22 protein-coding genes are annotated in these 19,667 nt (G+C 32.3%); 8 read left to right on the top strand and 14 right to left on the bottom strand.

What is annotated here, in order from left to right:
- Positions 1 to 132 precede the first annotated feature (132 nt).
- The 7 genes from FLAPXU55_RS06060 to FLAPXU55_RS06030 form a co-directional block, all read right to left on the bottom strand.
- Positions 133 to 972 carry an ion transporter gene (locus FLAPXU55_RS06060; protein WP_053472153.1) on the bottom strand — a complete coding sequence of 280 codons (840 nt, stop codon included), beginning with the start codon at positions 970 to 972 and terminating at the stop codon, positions 133 to 135.
- Between the two features lie 30 nt (positions 973 to 1,002).
- Complete coding sequence (locus FLAPXU55_RS06055; protein WP_180856975.1) at positions 1,003 to 2,364, bottom strand: exonuclease domain-containing protein; 1,362 nt, start codon at positions 2,362 to 2,364, stop codon at positions 1,003 to 1,005.
- Positions 2,365 to 2,450: 86 nt separating this feature from the next.
- Positions 2,451 to 3,110 (bottom strand): YggS family pyridoxal phosphate-dependent enzyme, encoded by a 660-nt coding sequence (locus FLAPXU55_RS06050; RefSeq protein ID WP_180856974.1) that lies wholly within the window; start codon positions 3,108 to 3,110, stop codon positions 2,451 to 2,453.
- A complete protein-coding gene (locus FLAPXU55_RS06045; protein WP_180856973.1) occupies positions 3,101 to 3,622 on the bottom strand; it encodes a hypothetical protein in 522 nt (173 codons plus the stop codon). Before FLAPXU55_RS06045 ends, FLAPXU55_RS06050 begins: the two co-directional genes overlap by 10 nt.
- A gap of 11 nt (positions 3,623 to 3,633) precedes the next feature.
- Positions 3,634 to 4,521 (bottom strand): 3-hydroxyacyl-CoA dehydrogenase family protein, encoded by an 888-nt coding sequence (locus FLAPXU55_RS06040; RefSeq protein WP_180856972.1) that lies wholly within the window; start codon positions 4,519 to 4,521, stop codon positions 3,634 to 3,636.
- A gap of 92 nt (positions 4,522 to 4,613) precedes the next feature.
- Positions 4,614 to 5,579, bottom strand: coding sequence for a Gfo/Idh/MocA family protein (locus FLAPXU55_RS06035; protein WP_180856971.1), 966 nt, complete (start codon positions 5,577 to 5,579; stop codon positions 4,614 to 4,616).
- Positions 5,580 to 5,687: 108 nt separating this feature from the next.
- Positions 5,688 to 6,683, bottom strand: coding sequence for an RDD family protein (locus tag FLAPXU55_RS06030; RefSeq protein ID WP_180856970.1), 996 nt, complete (start codon positions 6,681 to 6,683; stop codon positions 5,688 to 5,690).
- A 118-nt stretch (positions 6,684 to 6,801) separates the two neighbouring features.
- Here FLAPXU55_RS06030 and FLAPXU55_RS06025 point away from each other — a divergent pair, with 118 nt between their 5' ends.
- Positions 6,802 to 7,443, top strand: coding sequence for a protein-L-isoaspartate(D-aspartate) O-methyltransferase (locus FLAPXU55_RS06025; protein ID WP_053472160.1), 642 nt, complete (start codon positions 6,802 to 6,804; stop codon positions 7,441 to 7,443).
- 326 nt (positions 7,444 to 7,769) lie between these two features.
- On the opposite strand, the gene FLAPXU55_RS06020 is transcribed toward FLAPXU55_RS06025, so the two are convergent.
- The 3 genes from FLAPXU55_RS06020 to smpB all read right to left on the bottom strand — a co-directional run bounded on the left by FLAPXU55_RS06020 (position 7,770) and on the right by smpB (position 10,081).
- Entirely contained in the window at positions 7,770 to 8,819 is a 1,050-nt protein-coding gene (locus FLAPXU55_RS06020; protein ID WP_180856969.1) for a Fic family protein, read from the bottom strand.
- Positions 8,820 to 8,905: 86 nt separating this feature from the next.
- The gene (locus FLAPXU55_RS06015; protein WP_053472162.1) at positions 8,906 to 9,547 is read right to left on the bottom strand and encodes a DUF4136 domain-containing protein; all 642 of its coding nucleotides are present in this window, start codon (positions 9,545 to 9,547) and stop codon (positions 8,906 to 8,908) included.
- Positions 9,548 to 9,625: 78 nt separating this feature from the next.
- Complete coding sequence (gene smpB, locus FLAPXU55_RS06010; protein WP_073482130.1) at positions 9,626 to 10,081, bottom strand: SsrA-binding protein SmpB; 456 nt, start codon at positions 10,079 to 10,081, stop codon at positions 9,626 to 9,628.
- 138 nt (positions 10,082 to 10,219) lie between these two features.
- On the opposite strand from smpB, the gene FLAPXU55_RS06005 reads away from it, so the two are divergent.
- A complete protein-coding gene (locus FLAPXU55_RS06005) occupies positions 10,220 to 10,858 on the top strand; it encodes an outer membrane beta-barrel protein (RefSeq protein WP_180856968.1) in 639 nt (212 codons plus the stop codon).
- Between the two features lie 99 nt (positions 10,859 to 10,957).
- Complete coding sequence (locus FLAPXU55_RS06000; protein ID WP_180856967.1) at positions 10,958 to 11,182, top strand: VF530 family protein; 225 nt, start codon at positions 10,958 to 10,960, stop codon at positions 11,180 to 11,182.
- Positions 11,183 to 11,184: 2 nt separating this feature from the next.
- On the opposite strand, the gene FLAPXU55_RS05995 is transcribed toward FLAPXU55_RS06000, so the two are convergent.
- From FLAPXU55_RS05995 to FLAPXU55_RS05985, 3 genes are all read right to left on the bottom strand, one after another.
- Positions 11,185 to 11,742 (bottom strand): DUF3575 domain-containing protein, encoded by a 558-nt coding sequence (locus FLAPXU55_RS05995; RefSeq protein WP_180856966.1) that lies wholly within the window; start codon positions 11,740 to 11,742, stop codon positions 11,185 to 11,187.
- Positions 11,743 to 11,867: 125 nt separating this feature from the next.
- Positions 11,868 to 12,416: a GNAT family N-acetyltransferase gene (locus FLAPXU55_RS05990; RefSeq protein ID WP_180856965.1), complete on the bottom strand. Its 549-nt coding sequence runs from the start codon at positions 12,414 to 12,416 to the stop codon at positions 11,868 to 11,870.
- 6 nt (positions 12,417 to 12,422) lie between these two features.
- Positions 12,423 to 13,274, bottom strand: coding sequence for an aldose 1-epimerase family protein (locus FLAPXU55_RS05985; RefSeq protein WP_180856964.1), 852 nt, complete (start codon positions 13,272 to 13,274; stop codon positions 12,423 to 12,425).
- A 187-nt stretch (positions 13,275 to 13,461) separates the two neighbouring features.
- On the opposite strand from FLAPXU55_RS05985, the gene FLAPXU55_RS05980 reads away from it, so the two are divergent.
- Entirely contained in the window at positions 13,462 to 15,732 is a 2,271-nt protein-coding gene (locus tag FLAPXU55_RS05980) for a M1 family metallopeptidase (protein WP_180856963.1), read from the top strand.
- Positions 15,733 to 15,870: 138 nt separating this feature from the next.
- Here FLAPXU55_RS05980 and FLAPXU55_RS05975 read toward each other — a convergent pair whose 3' ends face one another.
- The gene (locus FLAPXU55_RS05975; protein WP_180856962.1) at positions 15,871 to 16,086 is read right to left on the bottom strand and encodes a hypothetical protein; all 216 of its coding nucleotides are present in this window, start codon (positions 16,084 to 16,086) and stop codon (positions 15,871 to 15,873) included.
- A 201-nt stretch (positions 16,087 to 16,287) separates the two neighbouring features.
- On the opposite strand from FLAPXU55_RS05975, the gene FLAPXU55_RS05970 reads away from it, so the two are divergent.
- Genes FLAPXU55_RS05970 through argC form a run of 4 tightly spaced genes read left to right on the top strand, consistent with a single transcriptional unit; the run spans position 16,288 to position 19,644 of the window.
- On the top strand, positions 16,288 to 16,935 hold the full coding sequence (locus tag FLAPXU55_RS05970; protein ID WP_180856961.1) for a GNAT family N-acetyltransferase: 648 nt from the start codon (positions 16,288 to 16,290) through the stop codon (positions 16,933 to 16,935).
- A 55-nt stretch (positions 16,936 to 16,990) separates the two neighbouring features.
- On the top strand, positions 16,991 to 18,184 hold the full coding sequence (locus FLAPXU55_RS05965) for an argininosuccinate synthase (RefSeq protein ID WP_053472171.1): 1,194 nt from the start codon (positions 16,991 to 16,993) through the stop codon (positions 18,182 to 18,184).
- 41 nt (positions 18,185 to 18,225) lie between these two features.
- A complete protein-coding gene (locus FLAPXU55_RS05960; RefSeq protein WP_180856960.1) occupies positions 18,226 to 18,627 on the top strand; it encodes a hypothetical protein in 402 nt (133 codons plus the stop codon).
- 39 nt (positions 18,628 to 18,666) lie between these two features.
- Entirely contained in the window at positions 18,667 to 19,644 is a 978-nt protein-coding gene (gene argC / locus FLAPXU55_RS05955; protein WP_180856959.1) for an N-acetyl-gamma-glutamyl-phosphate reductase, read from the top strand.
- Positions 19,645 to 19,667 lie beyond the last annotated feature (23 nt).

Genomic DNA, 19,667 nt, shown 5'->3' with positions numbered 1-19,667 from the left:
TGGAAACCCCGGACTTATATTTGTTCGTTTTTTTTGGTGTAAAAGAGCGACCGGCGGAAGCTCCTTTTATGCCTTAAAAAAACAACAAAGATAAGGAGGAGTTGCAATGTACAGCTGGATTAGCTCCATAAATTAATTATTTGGTAATTGGGTTCCGCATTCGTAGCAGTATTTAGCGTTGTCAAAATGTAATTGCGATTGACATTTTCTGCATGTTTTTTTACCGCTTACTGTGTTGTTTTTTAAAGTATTTTTTGCAAATTCTGCTGTTACAATTCCGGTTGGAACAGCAATAATTCCATAACCTAAAATCATAACTAATGCTGCAATAAATTGTCCTAGAGGTGATTGAGGTGAAATATCGCCGTATCCCACTGTTGTTAAGGTTACTATTGTCCAGTAAATCCCCATGGGAATACTGGTAAACCCTGATTCTTTGCCTTCGACTAAATACATAACCGAACCGATAATTACGGTACTGATAAGAACGAAATAAATGAATACTAGAATTTTCTCTTTACTGGCTTCTATAGCGTCCTTAAGCTGTGCAGATTGATGTGAAATTTGCGGGATATGTAGTATTTTGAATAATCTGAAAAAACGCAATGCCCTAACAATTGATAAAATGCTTGCACCGGGAAAAAATATGGATAAATACATTGGCAATACGGCAAGTAGATCGATGATTCCGTAAAAACTAAAAATGTATTTAATTGGTTTTTGTATCGAGATAATTCTTAGAATATACTCAATTGTAAAAAAGACAGTAATAGCCCATTCGCAAATGAGCAGCTGTTCATGATACTTTTGACTAATTCCTTCAACTGTATCGAGCATAATTAATAAAACGCTCAATAAAATCAAACCTAAAAGAACTAAATCAAACATTCGTCCTAAAATGGTGTTTGTACCATACAGGATAATTTTGATTTTTTCTCTAAAGGTTTCGTATTTTGATTTTCTATTTTTCATATCTACGAAGATAATGAAAGTTTTGTTTTGTTAAAAATGGAGTATTTTAAGGGATTTGCTCTTACGGATGTAATTTTGGATTATGTTTTTTACATCGCGATTATGAGGCATTGGAATTAGGATATTTTTTAGGATTTCAATATTGTTAATCTGATAGTTAAGATCGTAATAAGCATAACCCTGATAGGTTCCGTTTTCGATTAAAATAGCGCTTCTTTCGTTTACATTTCGGCCTCTGTCAATTAAAATCATGCTTTTGTTTTCGAAACTGTTTTCAGAGATAAACTGCTGTACTCTCAAATTATAAATTTCCGGAGTGACTTCGCCAATACATGCTCCGTCGCATTCTTTTATTTTATATTGAAAACACTCTTTTTTACTTTGGTATAATCCGGTTAACTTTTGACACAAATGGTATTTTGCAGTGAATTTAAAAAGTGCGTTTTTACCTTCCTGTAAAGAAGCATAGGATGTAATTTCTTTTTTACGTCCGTCAGCTTTTTCAAGTTTTAAATTCAAATAACCATTCGCATCTTTTTCTGAATAAAGGGCAAATGGGAAAAATGATTTTTTCTGGGAGCGGTTGTATCTCGGACGGTTAATTTTTACTTCCTGGCTTTCTTTTAAAAGAGCAATTAATTCGCTTCCGGTTTCGTCATAAGTTATGGTAAAAACTTCGGTTTGTATTTTTTTACTTTTTGTTGTGATTCCGGTAAAATGCTGATTAATTCTCTTTTTAATATTTTGGCTTTTCCCAATGTATATTAGAGTTCCACTTTCATTATAAATGTAATAAACGCCGGTTTTAGTTGGCATTTGGCTTAAAAGATCCAGGAATTTTGGTGCAATTCCTTTTTCGATTTCAAGTTTTATAAAGTCTTTTACAATTGTTTTTTCGACATCTTTTTCAAGCAGCATTTTGAAAAGCTTTGTGGTTGCCATGGCGTCTCCGCTGGCGCGATGTCTGTCGGCCATTGGGATTCCGAGCGCGCGTACTAGTTTTCCTAAACTGTACGATGGCTGTTCTGGAATTAATTTTTTGGCTAATTCAACTGTGCAAAGCGTTCTGGCTTCAAAATCGTAACCTAAACGTCTAAATTCTGTTCGTAAAATTCGATAGTCAAACGATGCGTTGTGGGCGACAATAACGCAATCTGTGGTTATTTCGATTATGCGTTTGGCAACTTCGTAAAACTTTGGAGCAGAACGTAACATAGCATTGTTGATTCCGGTCAGTTTTACTACGAAAGGCTGAATCGGGATTTCAGGATTTACAAGGCTTATGAACTGGTCTACTACTTCGTGACCATCAAATTTATAGATGGCGATTTCGGTAATTCCTTCTTCATTAAATTGTCCTCCAGTGGTTTCTATGTCTAGTATTGCGTACAAATTAAGTGTTCAGTCTCAGTTTTTAGTATTCAGTTTTTTTGTAGAGGCGTACCGCAGTGCGTCTTACGATAGGTGATTTTTGAGAGTTAACGACCTCCAAAAATGCTGCTTCCAATGCGAACCATTGTGCTGCCGCATTCTATTGCAAGTTGATAATCTCCGGACATTCCCATAGAGATAGTATTCAGTTTGCAGTTTTCAGTTTGCAGTGTTTGAATAGAATCAAAAATCGATTTTAAATGGGTGAATTCTTTTTTTATTTGATTTTGATCTTCTGTAAAGGTTGCCATTCCCATTAAACCTAAGATACGAATATTTTTTAACTCTTTAAACTCCACAGAAGTTAAAAGTTCATTTAATTCGTTTTCGTCTAAACCAAATTTAGATTCTTCTTCGGCAATATATATTTGAAGAAGACAATCTATTGTTCTGTTGTTTTTTAAAGCTTGTTTGTTTATTTCCTGTAATAATTTCAAACTGTCAACACCGTGAATCAAACTCACAAATGGTGCCATAAATTTGACTTTATTCGACTGAACATGACCAATCATATGCCATTGAATATCTTTTGGCATTTGTTCCCATTTCTCAGTCATTTCCTGAATTTTGTTTTCTCCAAAAATACGCTGCCCAGCTTCGTAGGCTTGAATTAAGTCCGAAACAGGTTTTGTTTTTGAAACGGCAACTAAGGTTACGTGTTCAGGTAAACTTGCTTTGATAGTATTTAAATTTAATGCTATTGACATTTTTCTATTTTTTCTTGAATTCTCAATAATATTAATGTTTCGTCTACAATTATTTTTTCTTCCTTGAACTTTTTAAACTCATTAAAAATCTGTATTATTCCTTCGTCAGAATAGGTGTCGAATGAGTTTATAATGTAGTGATCTTCTTTATTTTTTATTTTTAAATAAAAAATCGCACCACGTAATCCTTGTCGAGAACCAATACTCAGTATCTGTATATAAGTTTCTTTTATATCTATTGATTTTATCCATTTCGTATTAAATGTTTCACCATTTAAAATAATTCTATTTTCCTGAAAGGTTATTAAATCAATGTTGGTTTTGCTTCTGCTAATAAGGATAAAGCTACATATTGCTAAAAGAAATAGCCCAATTATTATTGTATAAAATTTCGAAAGATTAAAAAATATAATTAGACATGAATAAGTAAAGAATTCAATCAGGAATGACACATTTTTTAAAGTAAAAAGGCGTTGATTAAAATTTTTATATTCACTCTCAAATGATATCATATTTAAAAAACTTAAACAAACTGCTTAGAAATTTTCTCTGCTTTTTTGCTTTCGCTGTAATCGTAAAAACCTTCGCCAGATTTTACACCCAGTTTTCCTGCTCTCACCATATTTACTAATAATGGACAAGGTGCGTATTTTGGATTTTTGAAACCTTCGTACATTACATTTAAGATTGCAAGACAAACATCAAGACCAATAAAATCAGCTAATTGAAGCGGTCCCATTGGGTGTCCCATTCCTAATTTCATTACGGTATCAATTTCGTAAACTCCGGCTACTTTATTATATAACGTTTCTATTGCTTCGTTTAGCATTGGCATTAAAATTCTGTTTGCTACAAAGCCCGGATAATCGTTTACTTCAACAGGAACTTTACCTAATTTCTCAGATAAATCCATGATGATTTTTGTTACTTCATCGCTTGTGTTGTAACCGCGAATGATTTCAACCAATTTCATAATTGGTACCGGATTCATAAAATGCATTCCAATAACGCGTTCTGGATGTGCAACAACAGAACCAATTTGTGTAATTGAAATTGAAGAAGTATTGGTTGCTAAAATGGTATTGTGAGAACAAGCTTCGTTTAATTGCTTGAAAATATTCAGTTTTAATTCTACATTTTCAGTTGCAGCTTCTACAACTAAATCAGCACCAACAACACCGTCTTTAATATCGGTATAAGTAATAATATTAGTGATTGTTTTAGCAACATCTTCCTGCGTAATTGTTCCTTTTGCAAGCATACGGTCTAAATTAGCCGCAATAGTTGCCATTCCTTTATCTAATGATTTTTCAGAAACGTCGATTAATTTTACAGTAAATCCGCTTTGTGCAAATGTATGAGCAATTCCGTTACCCATTGTTCCTGCACCAATTACAGCTATAGTTTTCATTTTGTTTTTGGTATTTAAATTTTAAAAGTTAAGGTTTAAAGTGGCTTTTCTGCCAGCTTTAAACCTTAAAAATAATGAGTTATATTTTTATATTATTTATCGAAACAATCAATAATTTGATAAGCAACACGTAATGCATCTGTTGCCTGTTCAAGCGTTACAACCGGAGTTGTATCTGTGTTTATTGCATGTGCAAAAGATTCTAATTCGTCAAGAATTGCGTTGTTTTGCTCCACATCAGGATTTGTAAAGTAAATTTGTTTTTTTACACCTTCGGCATTTTGCAGAATCATATCAAAATCTCCCGGAACTTCCGGCGCATCTTTCATACGAACGACTTCACATTTTTTCTCTAAAAAGTCAACTGAAATGTAAGCGTCTTTTTGAAAGAAACGTGATTTACGCATATTCTTTAAAGAAATTCTACTGGCAGTTAAATTGGCAACGCAGCCATTTTCAAATTCGATTCGGGCATTGGCAATATCAGGAGTTTCGCTGATAACCGAAACGCCGCTTGCATTAATATTTTTCACTTTTGATTTTACAACACTTAAAATAGCATCAATATCATGAATCATTAAATCCAGAACTACAGGAACGTCTGTACCACGCGGATTAAATTCGGCTAAACGATGTGTTTCAATAAACATTGGGTTTTCGATCATGTTTTTTGTAGCGATAAAAGCTGGGTTAAAACGCTCAACATGACCAACTTGTCCTTTTACGTTGTATTCTTTTGCTAAAGCCATAATTTCTTCGGCTTCTTCAACGGTATTGGCAATTGGCTTTTCAATAAAGATATGTTTTCCTGATTTAATTGCCACTTTTGCACATTTGTAGTGAGAAAGTGTTGGAGTTACAATGTCGATTACATCGACAGCGTGTATAAGTTTTGCAATTGTACTGAAATTTTTATAGCCAAATTCTTTTGAGATTCTTTCGGCATTTTCTTGATTTTCGTCGTAAAATCCAACTAATTCGTATTTGTCAGATTGTTGTAATAAGCGTAAATGTATTTTACCAAGATGACCAGCACCTAAAACTCCTACTTTTAACATGAGAATGTATTTTAAACAAAAATATAATTTATTTGTCGAACGTGAAAATGAATGTAATAAAGATTTAGTGATTTGGTAATTAAAAAGAAATCTTTGATTTTTTATAAATTAATTAAATATGTTTTTGTTTGACAGACAAAAATAGATCACTAATAAGATGCCAAATGCGATTGCTAAAAATTGTGAATAGCGATTTTCAATTATGCTATTCGTTTTTTTATTGACAACATACGTATCGGAATAGTCATCATGCAAATTTTTGCCCATCAAAAAAGATAAACTTTCAAAGGGAATTAATCTAAATAAAGTTCGTTTTAAAATTATTGAAAAAGTAGGCGGATTTCCTTCCTCATCTGTGACATAACAGCCGGTTAAGAATTTAGCAGGCGTCGACCTGAAAATTGATTCATACGTTAAATAATAAATAATTTTAACCAAAGATATAAAAATCAAAAGCCCCAATTTATCTCCAAAAATAGATTTTAAACCATTAAAAAAGGACATATAAGTATTGTTGTTTTTTGCAAATTCAATAATACCTAAAGCTATAACTATTATAAAGCCTCCATCAATAATGTAATTACAAAAACGTCTGTATTTTGATGAATTCTGTAAATAGCCCTGATCTGATACTATTTCTTCGCTAGTATTCAAATATCTATTTGTAATAAAATAAGACAAAAGTATATATACTATTGTAATTGTTATTCCTGATATTCTATATGTTATATACGAGTTTGTCCAATCTTCAAAAGCAAAAAGAAAAAATACTAAACTTCTTATTTCGCTAATTATTATTAAACTAAAATTGAATAGCAACAATTTAGTTTCTTTATACTTTGAGAAAAAATAAATTATAGTTCCAAATAAAAAAGACAAGTAAAAAAATAAATTTAATAACCCTAATGATGCAGAGGTTGATGTGTACTGATTAATTCTTTCAACTTCAATCATAACAGTTAAACCTGAAAAATAATAAGGTGTAATATTTGTAAAAACTATAAATTCTAAAAATTTTTCAGATCTTATGAATAAGAAAACAATTGATTGTATGATTCCTGATAACGAAAAAAATAAAGATAAAAGGAGTATTGCTTTCTTCATAAAATATTAGATTTACTAAAAATTAAGTTTTGACCAAAAATAGAAATTAAATGATTAAAAAGTACTTGATAATTGATGATTTGTTTTCTTATTTTTGCGAAAATAAAACCTACCCATTTTGAAAGACACTGCCAAACATCAAGGACTTCGTAATCAATTAGTAAGCACTTTAGAACAAAAAGGAATTACTGACAGAGCGGTTCTGGATGCGATAAAAAAAATCCCAAGACACCTTTTTTTGAATTCAAGTTTTGAAGATTTTGCCTATCAGGATAAGGCTTTTCCTATTGGCGCGGGGCAGACTATTTCGCAGCCGTACACTGTGGCGTTTCAATCGCAGTTGTTAGAAGTAAAAAAAGATCACAAGATTCTGGAAATAGGAACGGGTTCAGGTTACCAAACAGCAGTTTTATTTGCTTTGGGCGCAAAAGTATATACTATCGAAAGACAAAATGAATTGTTTAAGCAGACTTCAATTTTATTTCCGAAACTAAACATTCGTCCTAAACATGTTTCTTTTGGAGATGGTTATAAAGGTTTGCCGCATTATGCTCCGTTTGACAGTATTATTGTAACTGCAGGCGCACCATTTATTCCACAGCCATTAATGGCACAGTTAAAAATAGGAGGAAGGCTGGTTATTCCGCTTGGAGAAGACGTTCAGATTATGACTTTGTTAATTAGAAAGAACGAAACTCAATTTGAAAAACACGAGTTTGGAGAATTTAGATTTGTTCCTTTATTAGAAGATAAAAATTAAAAAATTTAAGGGCTGTGTCAGAAATCGGGACGGCCCTTTTTAGTATTCAATAACATATATGTTCCGTAGGAACAATTCATTGGTAGAAAATTATGTTATTGTTGATGTTTATACGTTCCGTAGGAACGTTTGATTTTGATATTATTTTAAATAATTAGGTATATCAAACGTTCCTACGGAACGTGTAAATTTGGGTGGTTGCTATTTTTTCTACCGATGAAACATTCCTACGGAATGATGTCTGGTAAAAAATGAAATGCTCAGTTTTCTAATAAACTAAATAATTATAGTAAAGAAGTTGTCTAGACTTTTGAAACACCCTTTTTTTATTGAGTAAGAATTGCGATGTATCTTTCTAAACTTTCTTTTTGTGTTTGAGCTATAAAAAGCAAAAAATCTTCTTTATCCTTTTTGGTCTGAGCAGTTTCCAGAGATTGATAATAACGGATTCTGTTTTCATAATCACCTTTAATATTGGCTATTAAATATCCTTTTTGCATTAAAATTAAATTCATGATTAATCTTGAAGTTCTTCCGTTTCCATCAATAAAAGGATGAATTGTTGCTAATCTTTCATGCATTTCAGCAGCTAAAATAACCGGATGAAGTTTGTTTTTATTGATTTCATACCAAATAAAATATTCCTCCATTTCTTGCTGAACTAACAAAGGCTGCGACGGCATGTGGCTGCTATCTTGTATCATAACCTGAACTTTTCGATAACGTCCAGCATCTTCCGGAATTATTCCTCTAAGAATTAAATTATGAATTGATAAGAGATCACGTTCGTTTAATGAATTATTTTTGCTCATTAAATCTTTAATAAAACCAATGGCTTCCTGATGATTTATTGCCTCAAGATGTTCTCGCATACTTTTTCCGGAAATGGTCAAACCTTCATTAATAACCATATCAGTTTCACGAAGTGTCATTGTATTTCCTTCAATTCTATTGCTTTCAAAGGTATATTCAAGTTCTAAAGCTTGTCTGATCTTAAAGCTGTCAAATTGTTTGTAAGAGTCTAATTTTTCTTTTAGAAGATCAATTTCTTTTAAGATTTTTTCTAAAGAAGTTGATAGCTTAAGATTTGATATAGTTTTGTTGTATTTGATTTCATCTTCTGCCATTTTTAAAGCTTTCAAAGCAAATTCTTCATCACCAATTTCATAAAGAATTTTTTCTTTTAGCCAGGCAATCATTAAAGTTTCATAATCAATTTCTAAAAGCTGGGCGAGTTTTGTAATTTGATCTTTAGTAGGTTTTCGCGTTCCCGATTCAAATTTGCTTATTAATGCCTGATCAATTCCGGCAAGCTGCGCCAGTTCACGCGTTTTTAAGCCCTTTTGTTCTCTTGCATTTTTTAAAAGTGATTTCATTTTTGATGAAAATTTAAGTCTTGACAAATTTAGTCATTTTTTAAATCATAAAAAAAGCAATAATACAATATTGCTTTCTTTTGAATTTATTTTGGAGGTAAAGAACCGTCTTTTCTCATTTCTTTAACCACAGCTTGCATAATGGCATCTACAGTTTGGCCTAAGTCTGTAACATAATCTGATTTTGTAGTTCCGGTCCAGATTAGTTTATTTTCTTTTAAAGAAAAAATATTGGTTTCAACCATATAATAAGTTGTTTCCTGATAATATCCGGGATCATAGTAAGCAGGAGAATACATTCCGTACCAGTTTCCAAAACCATAACCGTAAACTCCAGAATATAAGCCGTCAAAACCGCCGTAATACATTCCGGTATAAGATCCCGGAACATAAGTCGTTTCTTTTTCGGTGCTTACCAAACGCATGGTTACAACACCGTCAAAATTTTCGTCCTGAAGAATTTTTAGTTTTTGTTCCTTTGTGAGATCTTTGGTAGTTTCGTTTAAGTATTGATAAGAAGTTTTAAAAATCGGGTTACTTGATGCAATTCGATTTTCGGTAATTCTCCTCGAAGCTTCATCTTTAACTAAAGCAACAACCAGGACTTTTTTAAAGTGTTCCTGGGCAACGGTTATTTTTGGATCTCTCCAGCTATTTACAATAGTTGTATTACTGCCACAACCTGAAAGTGACAGAATTGCAATGAGTAGAATTAAGTACTTTTTCATATTTTACAGTTATATTGTTTCTATAAAAATAACTATAAAATTTTGATAAACACAGATTTAGTTAGAATAAATGAAAGATTAGTTGTACGCTTTTTTAATTCTGTCCAAGTCACGTTTTGTATCTTGTTCTTTTAGTGATTCACGTTTGTCGTAGTTTTTCTTTCCTTTACAAAGACCAATTTGCAGTTTTGCAAGACCTTTTTCATTGGTAAACAATTTAAGCGGAACGATAGTAAGACCTTTTGCCTGAACGCTTTTATGAAGTGTTTTTAATTCTTTTTTGTTTAAAAGCAATTTACGTTCGCTTCGTGATTTATGATTAAACTGGTTTCCAAACGAATATTCTTCTATATAAGTATTGATAGCAAAAAGCTCCAAACCGCTAAATTCGCAAAAGCTTTCTGTAATATTCGCTTTCCCTAAACGTATTGATTTGATTTCGGTTCCCGCCAAAACAATTCCGGCAGTATAAGTGTCGATTATCTCGTAATCAAAACGAGCTCTCTTATTAAGTATATTGACTGATTTTAACATGGTGGCAAAAGTAAGAAAAATGCAAGACATTCATACTGTCAAATATAATTAAAGATTTCTTTTAATCTATGATTTTAATCAGCTTTGGCACAAAACCTTACTCATAAGTTTGTTTTGTAATTATAAAACAAACTTAAAATGAAAAAGATTTTTACATTAGTTGGTATTGCATTAATTGGTTTATCTGTAAAAGCTCAGGATTCGGCTCAAGGTTTAAAAGGAGCTTGGTTTGCAACTTCGCAATTTGGTTATCAGCAGACAAAAACGGCAGATTTAAAAAATACAAGTTTATCTGTACTTCCGGTTGTTGGTACATTTGTTACACCTTCAGTTGCCGTTGGAGCAGGAATTGGGTTTATTAATATAAAAGCAGATTCTAACGCTGGAACAGCTGCAAAAACAGATTTATTTGTGATTCAGCCTCTAGCAAGAAAATATTGGAATGTAGCGGGTTCGTTGTACTTCTTTGGACAAGCAGCTTTGCCGGTTATTACAGGAAAAGAAAAAGAAAGCGAGTTGAAAGTTAATCAGGTAGGATTATCTGTATCAGGAGGTTTTGACTATTTTGTTACGAAAAACTTCTCAGTTGAGTTCTCTTACGATTTGGCTAATTTTACTTCTACGACTATTGAGCCTAAAAATGGAGAAAAAACGACGGTTACAAATTTTGGGTTGGCGCATGTTGCAAATGTAGATCCGTTTTATAACACGGTTTTAGCAGGAAGTAATCCAAATTTAACTTCACCGCTTTCTTTTGGATTTAAATTCGTATTCTAATTTTAGCTTTTAACGAATTGTATTAGGTGAATTCGTTAATTTTGCAAAAAAGACCATTCTTTTTGAGGACGGTCTTTTGTATTATTTAAATTATATAAAATGGAAAGTAAATCTAAAGATCCGCTTCACGGAATCACACTTCAAAAGATTGTAGAAACCTTAGTTGACCATTATGGTTTTGACACTTTAGGAGAATTGATTCCTGTAAAATGTTTCACTTCAAATCCAAGTGTAAAATCGAGCCTTACTTTTTTAAGAAAAACCGATTGGGCGCGAAAAAAAGTAGAAGAATTATATGTAAAAATGCTTCCTAAACTCAGCTGATTTTAGTTCAGTTTATACGAAAGCATTACACCGCCGCGATACGGAAGCCATTCACCGCTTTTGTTCCAGTTTGGAGCTTTTTCATATCTGCCTGGCGTTCCGTCATTATAATATCCATGGTAAAAACCTTGGTGCCATCCGCCTCCTGCAAAAATATCCAGTAAAAATTTATCGTTTAATTTGATATTATAACCTACAGTAACTCCTAAACGGTAACCAAATCCGTGTTCATATTTATTAGTATCCCAGTAATTCCATTTTTGTAATTGATAAAAATCAGGACCTGCGTGAGCACCAACATAAAATCCGTTGTATTTTTCTTTAAAATGATAACGAACTTCTGGAGTAAAAGTGTAAAATTCCATCGGATTATTTCCGTTAAATGATTTCCAGAAAGAAGCCATTACATCAAAACTAAAAGTGGTTTTTTCGCCAATACTGGTTTCGATACCAACATTTGGAATCCCAACTAAAGCAGTAGCTCCGTTAAATTTTATAAAAGTCTGACTTTGTAATTGTATGGATAAAAAAAGAACAATAAAGGCGAATAATTTTTTCATGGTATTTTTTTGTGATCGCGGACGTAATCTGTTTTCGGCCACAAATATAACGCAATAGCGCATTTACTATTGCAGGAATAGATGATTTTAACAAGAAATGTTTTTTGTGAGGAATAGTAAAATGCCTAATTCTGAAGCAAAGAATAAATTACTTTATCCAGAAATTTGCCTTCATAAAGTTCAGCTTCTTTTAGATGAGCTTCTTTCACAAATCCGCATTTTTGTAATACCTTTTCAGATGCATAGTTTTCAGGATCAATTACCGCTTCGATCGAATGCAGTTTTAAATCCTCAAAACCGTATTGAATTAATCTATTTACAGCTTCGGGAATAATTCCTTTTCCATGAAAATCTGGCGATAACATATAACCAATTTCTGCACGATGATTTTCGGGCTGCATTCTGTAATAACCAATAATTCCCAGAAGTTTAGGATTATCTTTTAGGGTAATTCCCCAATTAATTCCAACATTGGTTTCTATTTTTTCCTCAATCATAGCAATATGTTCCAAAGCATCTTCATTATTTTTAACTAATGGCCTCGGAATATATTTCATAGTTTCAGGATTCGAACGCAATTCAAAAATTTCATTTACATCGTCATTCGTAATTCTTCTTAAAAGTAAACGCTCCGTTTCGATTACCGGAAATGGGTGAAAGTTAAATTCTAACATCTTAAATTATACTATTTTAATACTGAATTTTGAATGAAATGACTGGTCGACATCTAAAATCAAAATTCCTTCTTTTTTAAACAAATCGCCTGAATTATCTGCCGTGTCCGAATATCCAAACCAAGGTTCAATACAAACAAAAGGAGCCTGATCTTTTGTCCAGATTCCCAAACTCGGAAAATCTTCAAATTCAACCTGTACATAAGGTTTTGAATTTTCGAGAATAGTTAATGAATTAGATTCTAATGTTTTAAAAACCAAAGCATCATTTTCGAAAAGTTTATAGTTTAATGGAACAACATTTTCGGTAGTTTTTAAAGTTTCGGTTTTATTCGAAATCAAATCATTTTCAAGAAGATTATATTTTAAAGATTCAGCTTTTTCAAACTTAAAAGCATAATTTTCAAACTTTTCAGGAAGAGCAATCGCCGGATGTGCACCAATTGAGAAAGGCATTTTTGATTCACTTTTATTTATAACCACATATTCTATATTTAAAGTAGTATTTTCTAACGTATAAATAAGCTGCAGTTCAAATTCAAACGGATATTTTTTTAAAGTTTCGGCATTTGATTCTAACGAAAAAACCGCACTGTTGCCTGTTTTTTCAATAAGTTGAAATTCCATATCCCTTGCAAAACCATGTCTTGGCAATTGATATTCTTTTTTATCAATGGTGTAAGTGTTGTTTTTCAATGTACCAACAATAGGGAAAAGAATAGGAGAGTGTTTACCCCAAAAATCCGGATTTCCTTCCCAGATATATTCTTTATTTTGATTGTCTTTTAAAGAGAACAATTCTGCTCCGGCATTTTTAATCGAAGCCTTAAGTGTTGAATTTGATATAGTTGTGCTCAAAATGTTATTTATTGAAAAGAATTAGTCTTAAATCTTGATGTAAATATATTTTATAAATTTTATTTTTTAGGAAAAAGCTTAGAATTATTTTTTTAATAAATTTTTGCTAAAATTAAATTTATCCTTTTCGTTTTCTCTGTAAATAGCTTTTTTTTTCATTAATTTGCTACATAAACAGCTAAAAAATATGAAAAAACAATCTTCAAAAGCCTTTTTAACCATGGCTTTGTTTATTGGATTTTCTTCTGTTTGGGCACAACAAACGCCTTCAGCAACAGCGGCAAATCCAGTAAATAATTACAATTATCATGATGCATTCGCACCGCATTTTTATACAAAAAATGGTACTTCTACTCGTACTGCAAGCGGTCAGCCAGGCGTTGAATATTGGCAGAACAGAGCCGATTATCAAATAACGGCAAAGCTTAACGGAACTACAAATGAAATTGTAGGTACAGATGAAATTACATATACAAATAATAGTCCTGATAAACTTGGATTTCTTTGGCTGAATTTAGATCAAAATTTATTTAAAGAAGATTCCAGAGGAAATGCTGTTGTACCTTTAACCGGAAGCCGTAATGGAGCTCAAGGTCAGGTTTTTGACGGAGGAAATAAAATTAAATCAGTAAAAGTAATTTCTGGCGGGAAAACCAAAACAGAAGTTGAAGCAAAATATATCGTTACAGATACCAGAATGCAGATTTTCCTTCCACAGGAATTAGCAGAAAAAGGAGCTTCTGTAAAAATTAAAATCGAATTCTCATTTATTGCACCATTTGAAGGTTCAGACAGAATGGGAGTTTTAGAAACTAAAAACGGAAAAATATTCACAATCGCACAATGGTATCCGCGTATGTGTGTTTATGATGACGTAAGAGGATGGAATACGGCACCTTATTTAGGAGCTTCTGAGTTTTATTTAGAATATGGAGATTTTGATGTAAAATTGACCGTTCCTGCAAATCACTACGTTGTAGGTTCCGGAGAATTAGTAAACGGAGCAGAAGTATTTTCTGCAGAACAATTGAAAAGATATAAAGATGCTTCTCAAAGTGATAAAACCGTTATAATTCGTTCTGCAGATGAAGTTGCTGCGACTGCAAACAGCAATGCTTCGGCACAAAAAACTTGGCATTATAAAATTAAAAATGCACGTGACTTTTCTTGGGCATCATCTCCGGCTTTTATTTTAGATGGAGCAAAAATAAATTTACCAAGCGGAAAAAAATCTTTAGCATTATCAGCATATCCTGTTGAAAGTTCAGGAAATGATGCTTGGGGACGTTCTACAGAATATACTAAAGCGTCTATCGAAAATTACTCTAAAAGATGGTTCGAATATCCTTATCCTGCGGCTACAAACGTAGCAGGAAATGAAGGTGGAATGGAATATCCGGGAATTGTTTTCTGCGGATGGAAATCTAAAGGAGATGATTTATGGGGAGTTACAGATCACGAATTCGGACATATTTGGTTCCCAATGATTGTAGGTTCAAACGAGCGTTATTTTGCCTGGATGGATGAAGGTTTCAATACCTTTATTAACTCTGTAAGTTCTTACGATTTTAATAACGGAGAATACAAACAGCCTGCATCTAATTTACATGAAGAAGCAGAATATTTCACAAGCCCAAAATTAGAAACCATTATGAGTTCTCCTGATAATATGAAGGAAGCTAATATTGGTGTTTTATGTTATGCAAAACCAAGTGCAGGATTAGTTATTTTAAGAGAGCAGGTTTTAGGACAAGAGCGTTTTGATAAAGCATTACGTACTTATGTAGAGCGCTGGGCTTACAAACATCCAACTCCGGACGATTTCTTTAGAACTATTGAAAATGTTGCAGGTGAAGATTTAAGCTGGTTCTGGAGAAGCTGGTTCGTAAACAACTGGAGATTTGATCAGGGAATCAACTGGATTAAATATGTAAAAAATGATCCGGCAAAAGGTGTTGTAATCAATGTTGAGAACTTCGACAAAATGCCAATGCCAATTGTATTAGACGTTAAAACAAAAAGCGGAAAAATAACAAGAGTTAAACTTCCGGTAGAAATTTGGCAGCGTAACAACGAGTGGTCTTTCAAACATAATTCAACAGAAGAAATTGAAAGCATTACACTTGATCCAGATCATGCTTTCCCGGATTATAACGACAGTAATAATGTGTGGACAGCGGGAAAGGGAAAAGTTGAAAAGGATATTATTTTAGATGGTTATGTAGGGAATTATGTTACTGTAAAATCACCTTTAACAATAGAATTGACAGAGAAAAACAGCGTTTTAAATGCAGAACTTCCAAACTATCCAAAATTTACTTTAACTCCTGTTGCAGGTGAAAAAGATACTTTTGAATCAAAAAGAGCAGGATTGAAATTTAAATTCAACGAAGCCAAAACAGGTTTCGATATGACACTTATAGATAATGGACAAGTTATTCCATTTACGAAAAAGTAATAATTCAAAAATAGAAGTATTTAAAAACCCGATAGTTATTATAGCTATCGGGTTTTGTTTTTGTTTCAAGTTTTAAGTTTCAAGTTTCAAGTTTGCGTGCACGAATTTAAAATCTTAGAATCTTAGCAACTTAGAACCTTAGCATCTTTCAAAAAAATAACTTTTCATTAAAAAAATGTTAGAATTTTGATTTTTTGTTTTGTGAATAAAAAAATAATGTACTTTTGCACCGATGAATAAAATAAGTTTACATACAACTTCTTTGTCACGGACAAACTCACCGATTACTTCTCCCGAAGTACGGATACTATCTCTATAGTATTCACTGAGTTTTATAGCCGTATATTTATTCATATCCATTTTTCATTTTGAAATCACATAATTTGTCCATTGGACAAACATATCCTAAAAGTATTTATTATTTTGTAAACTTTCTTAATCAACTTTTTGATTTTGAAGATGTTACTTCTATTTTGCTTAATTTTATTGGATTCAATTCTGGATTTCAAACTAAACAATATGCTTTAATTTTTAACTCTAACTTCAATTATTGAAATGAAGATCTCTATTGTTGTTACCCAGGAAGAACACTTCAAATTCGCACAGGAAATTTGCGATACGATAGAATCATCTGCCTTGTTAAGAGGTACGGGGATTGCTAAAAGAACTCCTGAGTATATTCAGAAAAAAATGTCGAATGGTGATGCAATGATTGCTCTGGCAGACGGAAAATTTGCAGGTTTTTGTTATATCGAAAGCTGGCAGCACGGAAAATTTGTGGCACATTCCGGATTAATCGTTCATCCTGACTACAGAAGTTTAGGATTAGCAAAAAAGATAAAATCTAAAGTTTTTGATTACTCTTTGAAGAGATATCCAGACGCTAAAATATTCGGAATCACAACTGGTTTGGCAGTTATGAAAATCAATTCTGAATTAGGTTATAAACCCGTTCCTTTCTCAGAATTAACGACAGATCCAAGTTTTTGGTCAGGTTGTAAAACTTGTACCAATTATCAAATCCTGCAAAGCAAAGAAAACAAAATGTGTCTTTGCACAGGAATGCTATACGACCCAAAAGAAAAACAAAAAACGCCGCCAAGACATCCTTTTAACGAGGCTGTTTTAAGCAGACTTAAAAAAATTAAACAGGCTTTATTTTTAAACAAAATATTGTCATTTGTTTTTTTATTTAAAATTTAACCAAAAAGAAATCTCAAACTGCTAAATACGAAAGTATTGGCCAAAATTATAAAAAATGAAAAAAGTAGTATTAGCTTATAGCGGAGGATTAGATACCTCGTATTGTTTGAAATATTTAAAAAATGAAAAAGGATACGAAGTTCACACTGTATTGGTAGATACAGGAGGATTTGACGCAGAAGAATTATCAGCCATTGAAAAAAGAGCTTACGAATTAGGAAGCGCACAACACGCAAACCTTACCATCGTAGATAAATATTATGATAAAGCTATAAAATATTTGATTTTCGGAAACGTATTAAAAAATAATACATATCCATTATCAGTAAGTGCAGAACGTGTTTTTCAAGCAATTGAAGCTATAAAATATGCTAAAAAAGTAGGAGCAAGCGCTATCGCACACGGAAGTACAGGTGCAGGAAATGATCAAATTCGTTTTGATTTAATTTTCCAAACCATTGCGCCGGAAATCGAAATCATTACACCAATTAGAGATTTAAAACTTTCAAGACAAGAAGAAGTAGATTATTTATCTAAAAACGGAGTTCACTATTCTTGGGAAAAAGCACAATATTCTATCAATAAAGGACTTTGGGGAACAAGCGTAGGAGGAAAGGAAACTTTAACTTCTGGTCAGCCATTGCCAAGTGAAGCTTATCCATCTCAATTGAAAAAAGAAGGCGAAGAAAAAGTAACGTTGCATTTTGAGCAAGGGGAATTAGTTGGAATAAACGGAAAAACAGATAAACCATCAAATAATATTGTTGCTCTTGAAAAACTGGCGAATGCTTACGCAATTGGTAGAGATATTCACGTTGGAGATACTATTATTGGAATTAAAGGAAGAGTGGGTTTTGAAGCAGCTGCACCGTTAATTATTATCAAAGCGCACCATTTATTAGAGAAACATACTCTTGGGAAATGGCAGCAATACTGGAAAGAACAACTAGGAAACTGGTACGGAATGTTATTTCACGAAGGTCAGTTCTTAGATCCGGTGATGAGAAACATTGAAACTTTCCTGCAAGACACACAAAAAACAGTAAATGGAACTGTAACGGTTTCATTAAAACCATATCATTTTTCACTTGACGGAATCGAATCTAAAAATGATTTGATGAACACAGGTTTTGGTCAATACGGAGAAATGAACAATGCATGGACATCTGATGATGCAAAAGGATTTATTAAGATTCTTGGAAATGCACAAAACATATTTTCATCTGTAAATCAATTAGATCATGACTAATTAGTTGTTATCGTTTATATTTAAATAATAAAATTTAATTTATGAAAACAAAAATATTCTTTTTACTTCCATTTCTTCTATTATTTTTTGCATGCGAAAGTGATAATGACAAAAAAACTGAAAAAGAAACTTTAAAAGACATTACCTCTGAAGTTTTATTATTTGAATATACATCTGATACAGGAAATAATTCGTCTAAACTTCACTATGAAATTAAGTATACAAATCCGAATAATGTTGCAATTAAAGGAGTTTCTAACATCACAATAAATTCTGATGGGTTAATACTAACTCCGATAAAAAGAGTTCCTCCATATATTGAAATTGCAGCAAATTCAAGTTTTACAGAGATTTATAATGTTGAAGAACCTCATAATATTAATGTAGGAATAATAAAATCAATAAAATTTGTATCCGTTAAGTTCAATATTGTTGAGGATTAAAAATAAAAGTTTCTCTCGAGAATCTAAAAAAATAAAATTATGATTAATGTCGGAATAATTGGTGGTTCGGGTTACACAGCCGGAGAACTCATCAGAATTTTAATGTATCATCCAAAAGTAAACATCGATTTTGTTTACAGTACAACAAATGCTGGAAAACCACTTTCTGTGGCGCACCACGATTTGATGGGTGATATCGAAATGAATTTTACGGATATAATAAATCCTGACGTAAATGTGGTATTTTTATGTTTAGGTCACGGAAAATCAATTTCGTTTTTGCAGCAAAACGCATTTGCAAACCACACTAAAATTATCGATTTAGGAAATGATTTTAGATTGAATAAAGATGCCCATTTTCAAGGAAAAGATTTTGTTTACGGATTGCCTGAATTGAACAAAGCAGAAATTAAAAAAGCAAATTACGTTGCAAATCCAGGTTGTTTTGCAACAGCTATACAATTGGCTTTGTTGCCATTAGCAGAACATAATATGCTAAATAATGATGTTCATATTAATGCTACAACCGGAAGTACTGGTGCAGGAGTTGGACTTTCAGAAACGTCTCATTTCAGCTGGAGAAACAACAATATGTCGCATTATAAAGCTTTTGAACACCAGCATTTAGGTGAAATTTCAGAAAGTTTGGTTCAGCTGCAGGACGATTTCGAAAGCGAGTTGCTTTTTATTCCGAACAGAGGAGATTTTCCAAGAGGAATTTTTGCAACTTTATATACATTATGTGATGATAGTTTGGAACAATTAGTAGAGAAATACGATGATTTCTATAAAAATGAAACTTTTGTAACCATTACTACAACAAACATTAACCTGAAACAAGTGGTGCAAACGAACAAATGTATCATTAGTTTATTGAAAAAAGGAAACCGGGTTCTCATAACATCAATTATAGATAATTTAACCAAAGGTGCTTCAGGACAAGCAATTCAAAACATGAATTTAATGTTCGGTTTAGAAGAAACGACAGGTTTAAATTTGAGACCAAGCGGATTTTAATAATAGTTTCAAGTTTTAAGTTT

It is taken from the genome of Flavobacterium panici, assembly GCF_903819335.1.
Lineage (GTDB): Bacteria > Bacteroidota > Bacteroidia > Flavobacteriales > Flavobacteriaceae > Flavobacterium > Flavobacterium panici.
Note: the sequence above shows the minus strand (reverse complement) of the source record. Positions and strands in the feature narration are given on the sequence as shown.

What these genes read in the sequence shown, in the direction of transcription:
- FLAPXU55_RS06015 (WP_053472162.1), bottom strand. Translation starts at nt 9,547, where the DNA reads ATGAAAAAGTACTTAATTCTACTCATTGCAATTCTGTCACTTTCAGGT.
- FLAPXU55_RS05975 (WP_180856962.1), bottom strand. Translation starts at nt 16,086, where the DNA reads ATGAATAAATATACGGCTATAAAACTCAGTGAATACTATAGAGATAGT.
- FLAPXU55_RS06005 (WP_180856968.1), top strand. Translation starts at nt 10,220, where the DNA reads ATGAAAAAGATTTTTACATTAGTTGGTATTGCATTAATTGGTTTATCT.
- FLAPXU55_RS05995 (WP_180856966.1), bottom strand. Translation starts at nt 11,742, where the DNA reads ATGAAAAAATTATTCGCCTTTATTGTTCTTTTTTTATCCATACAATTA.
- FLAPXU55_RS05990 (WP_180856965.1), bottom strand. Translation starts at nt 12,416, where the DNA reads ATGTTAGAATTTAACTTTCACCCATTTCCGGTAATCGAAACGGAGCGT.
- FLAPXU55_RS06000 (WP_180856967.1), top strand. Translation starts at nt 10,958, where the DNA reads ATGGAAAGTAAATCTAAAGATCCGCTTCACGGAATCACACTTCAAAAG.
- FLAPXU55_RS05970 (WP_180856961.1), top strand. Translation starts at nt 16,288, where the DNA reads ATGAAGATCTCTATTGTTGTTACCCAGGAAGAACACTTCAAATTCGCA.
- FLAPXU55_RS06035 (WP_180856971.1), bottom strand. Translation starts at nt 5,579, where the DNA reads ATGTTAAAAGTAGGAGTTTTAGGTGCTGGTCATCTTGGTAAAATACAT.
- FLAPXU55_RS06050 (WP_180856974.1), bottom strand. Translation starts at nt 3,110, where the DNA reads ATGTCAATAGCATTAAATTTAAATACTATCAAAGCAAGTTTACCTGAA.
- FLAPXU55_RS06045 (WP_180856973.1), bottom strand. Translation starts at nt 3,622, where the DNA reads ATGATATCATTTGAGAGTGAATATAAAAATTTTAATCAACGCCTTTTT.
- FLAPXU55_RS06030 (WP_180856970.1), bottom strand. Translation starts at nt 6,683, where the DNA reads ATGAAGAAAGCAATACTCCTTTTATCTTTATTTTTTTCGTTATCAGGA.
- FLAPXU55_RS06040 (WP_180856972.1), bottom strand. Translation starts at nt 4,521, where the DNA reads ATGAAAACTATAGCTGTAATTGGTGCAGGAACAATGGGTAACGGAATT.
- argC (WP_180856959.1), top strand. Translation starts at nt 18,667, where the DNA reads ATGATTAATGTCGGAATAATTGGTGGTTCGGGTTACACAGCCGGAGAA.
- FLAPXU55_RS05980 (WP_180856963.1), top strand. Translation starts at nt 13,462, where the DNA reads ATGAAAAAACAATCTTCAAAAGCCTTTTTAACCATGGCTTTGTTTATT.
- smpB (WP_073482130.1), bottom strand. Translation starts at nt 10,081, where the DNA reads ATGTTAAAATCAGTCAATATACTTAATAAGAGAGCTCGTTTTGATTAC.
- FLAPXU55_RS06060 (WP_053472153.1), bottom strand. Translation starts at nt 972, where the DNA reads ATGAAAAATAGAAAATCAAAATACGAAACCTTTAGAGAAAAAATCAAA.
- FLAPXU55_RS05960 (WP_180856960.1), top strand. Translation starts at nt 18,226, where the DNA reads ATGAAAACAAAAATATTCTTTTTACTTCCATTTCTTCTATTATTTTTT.
- FLAPXU55_RS06020 (WP_180856969.1), bottom strand. Translation starts at nt 8,819, where the DNA reads ATGAAATCACTTTTAAAAAATGCAAGAGAACAAAAGGGCTTAAAAACG.
- FLAPXU55_RS05965 (WP_053472171.1), top strand. Translation starts at nt 16,991, where the DNA reads ATGAAAAAAGTAGTATTAGCTTATAGCGGAGGATTAGATACCTCGTAT.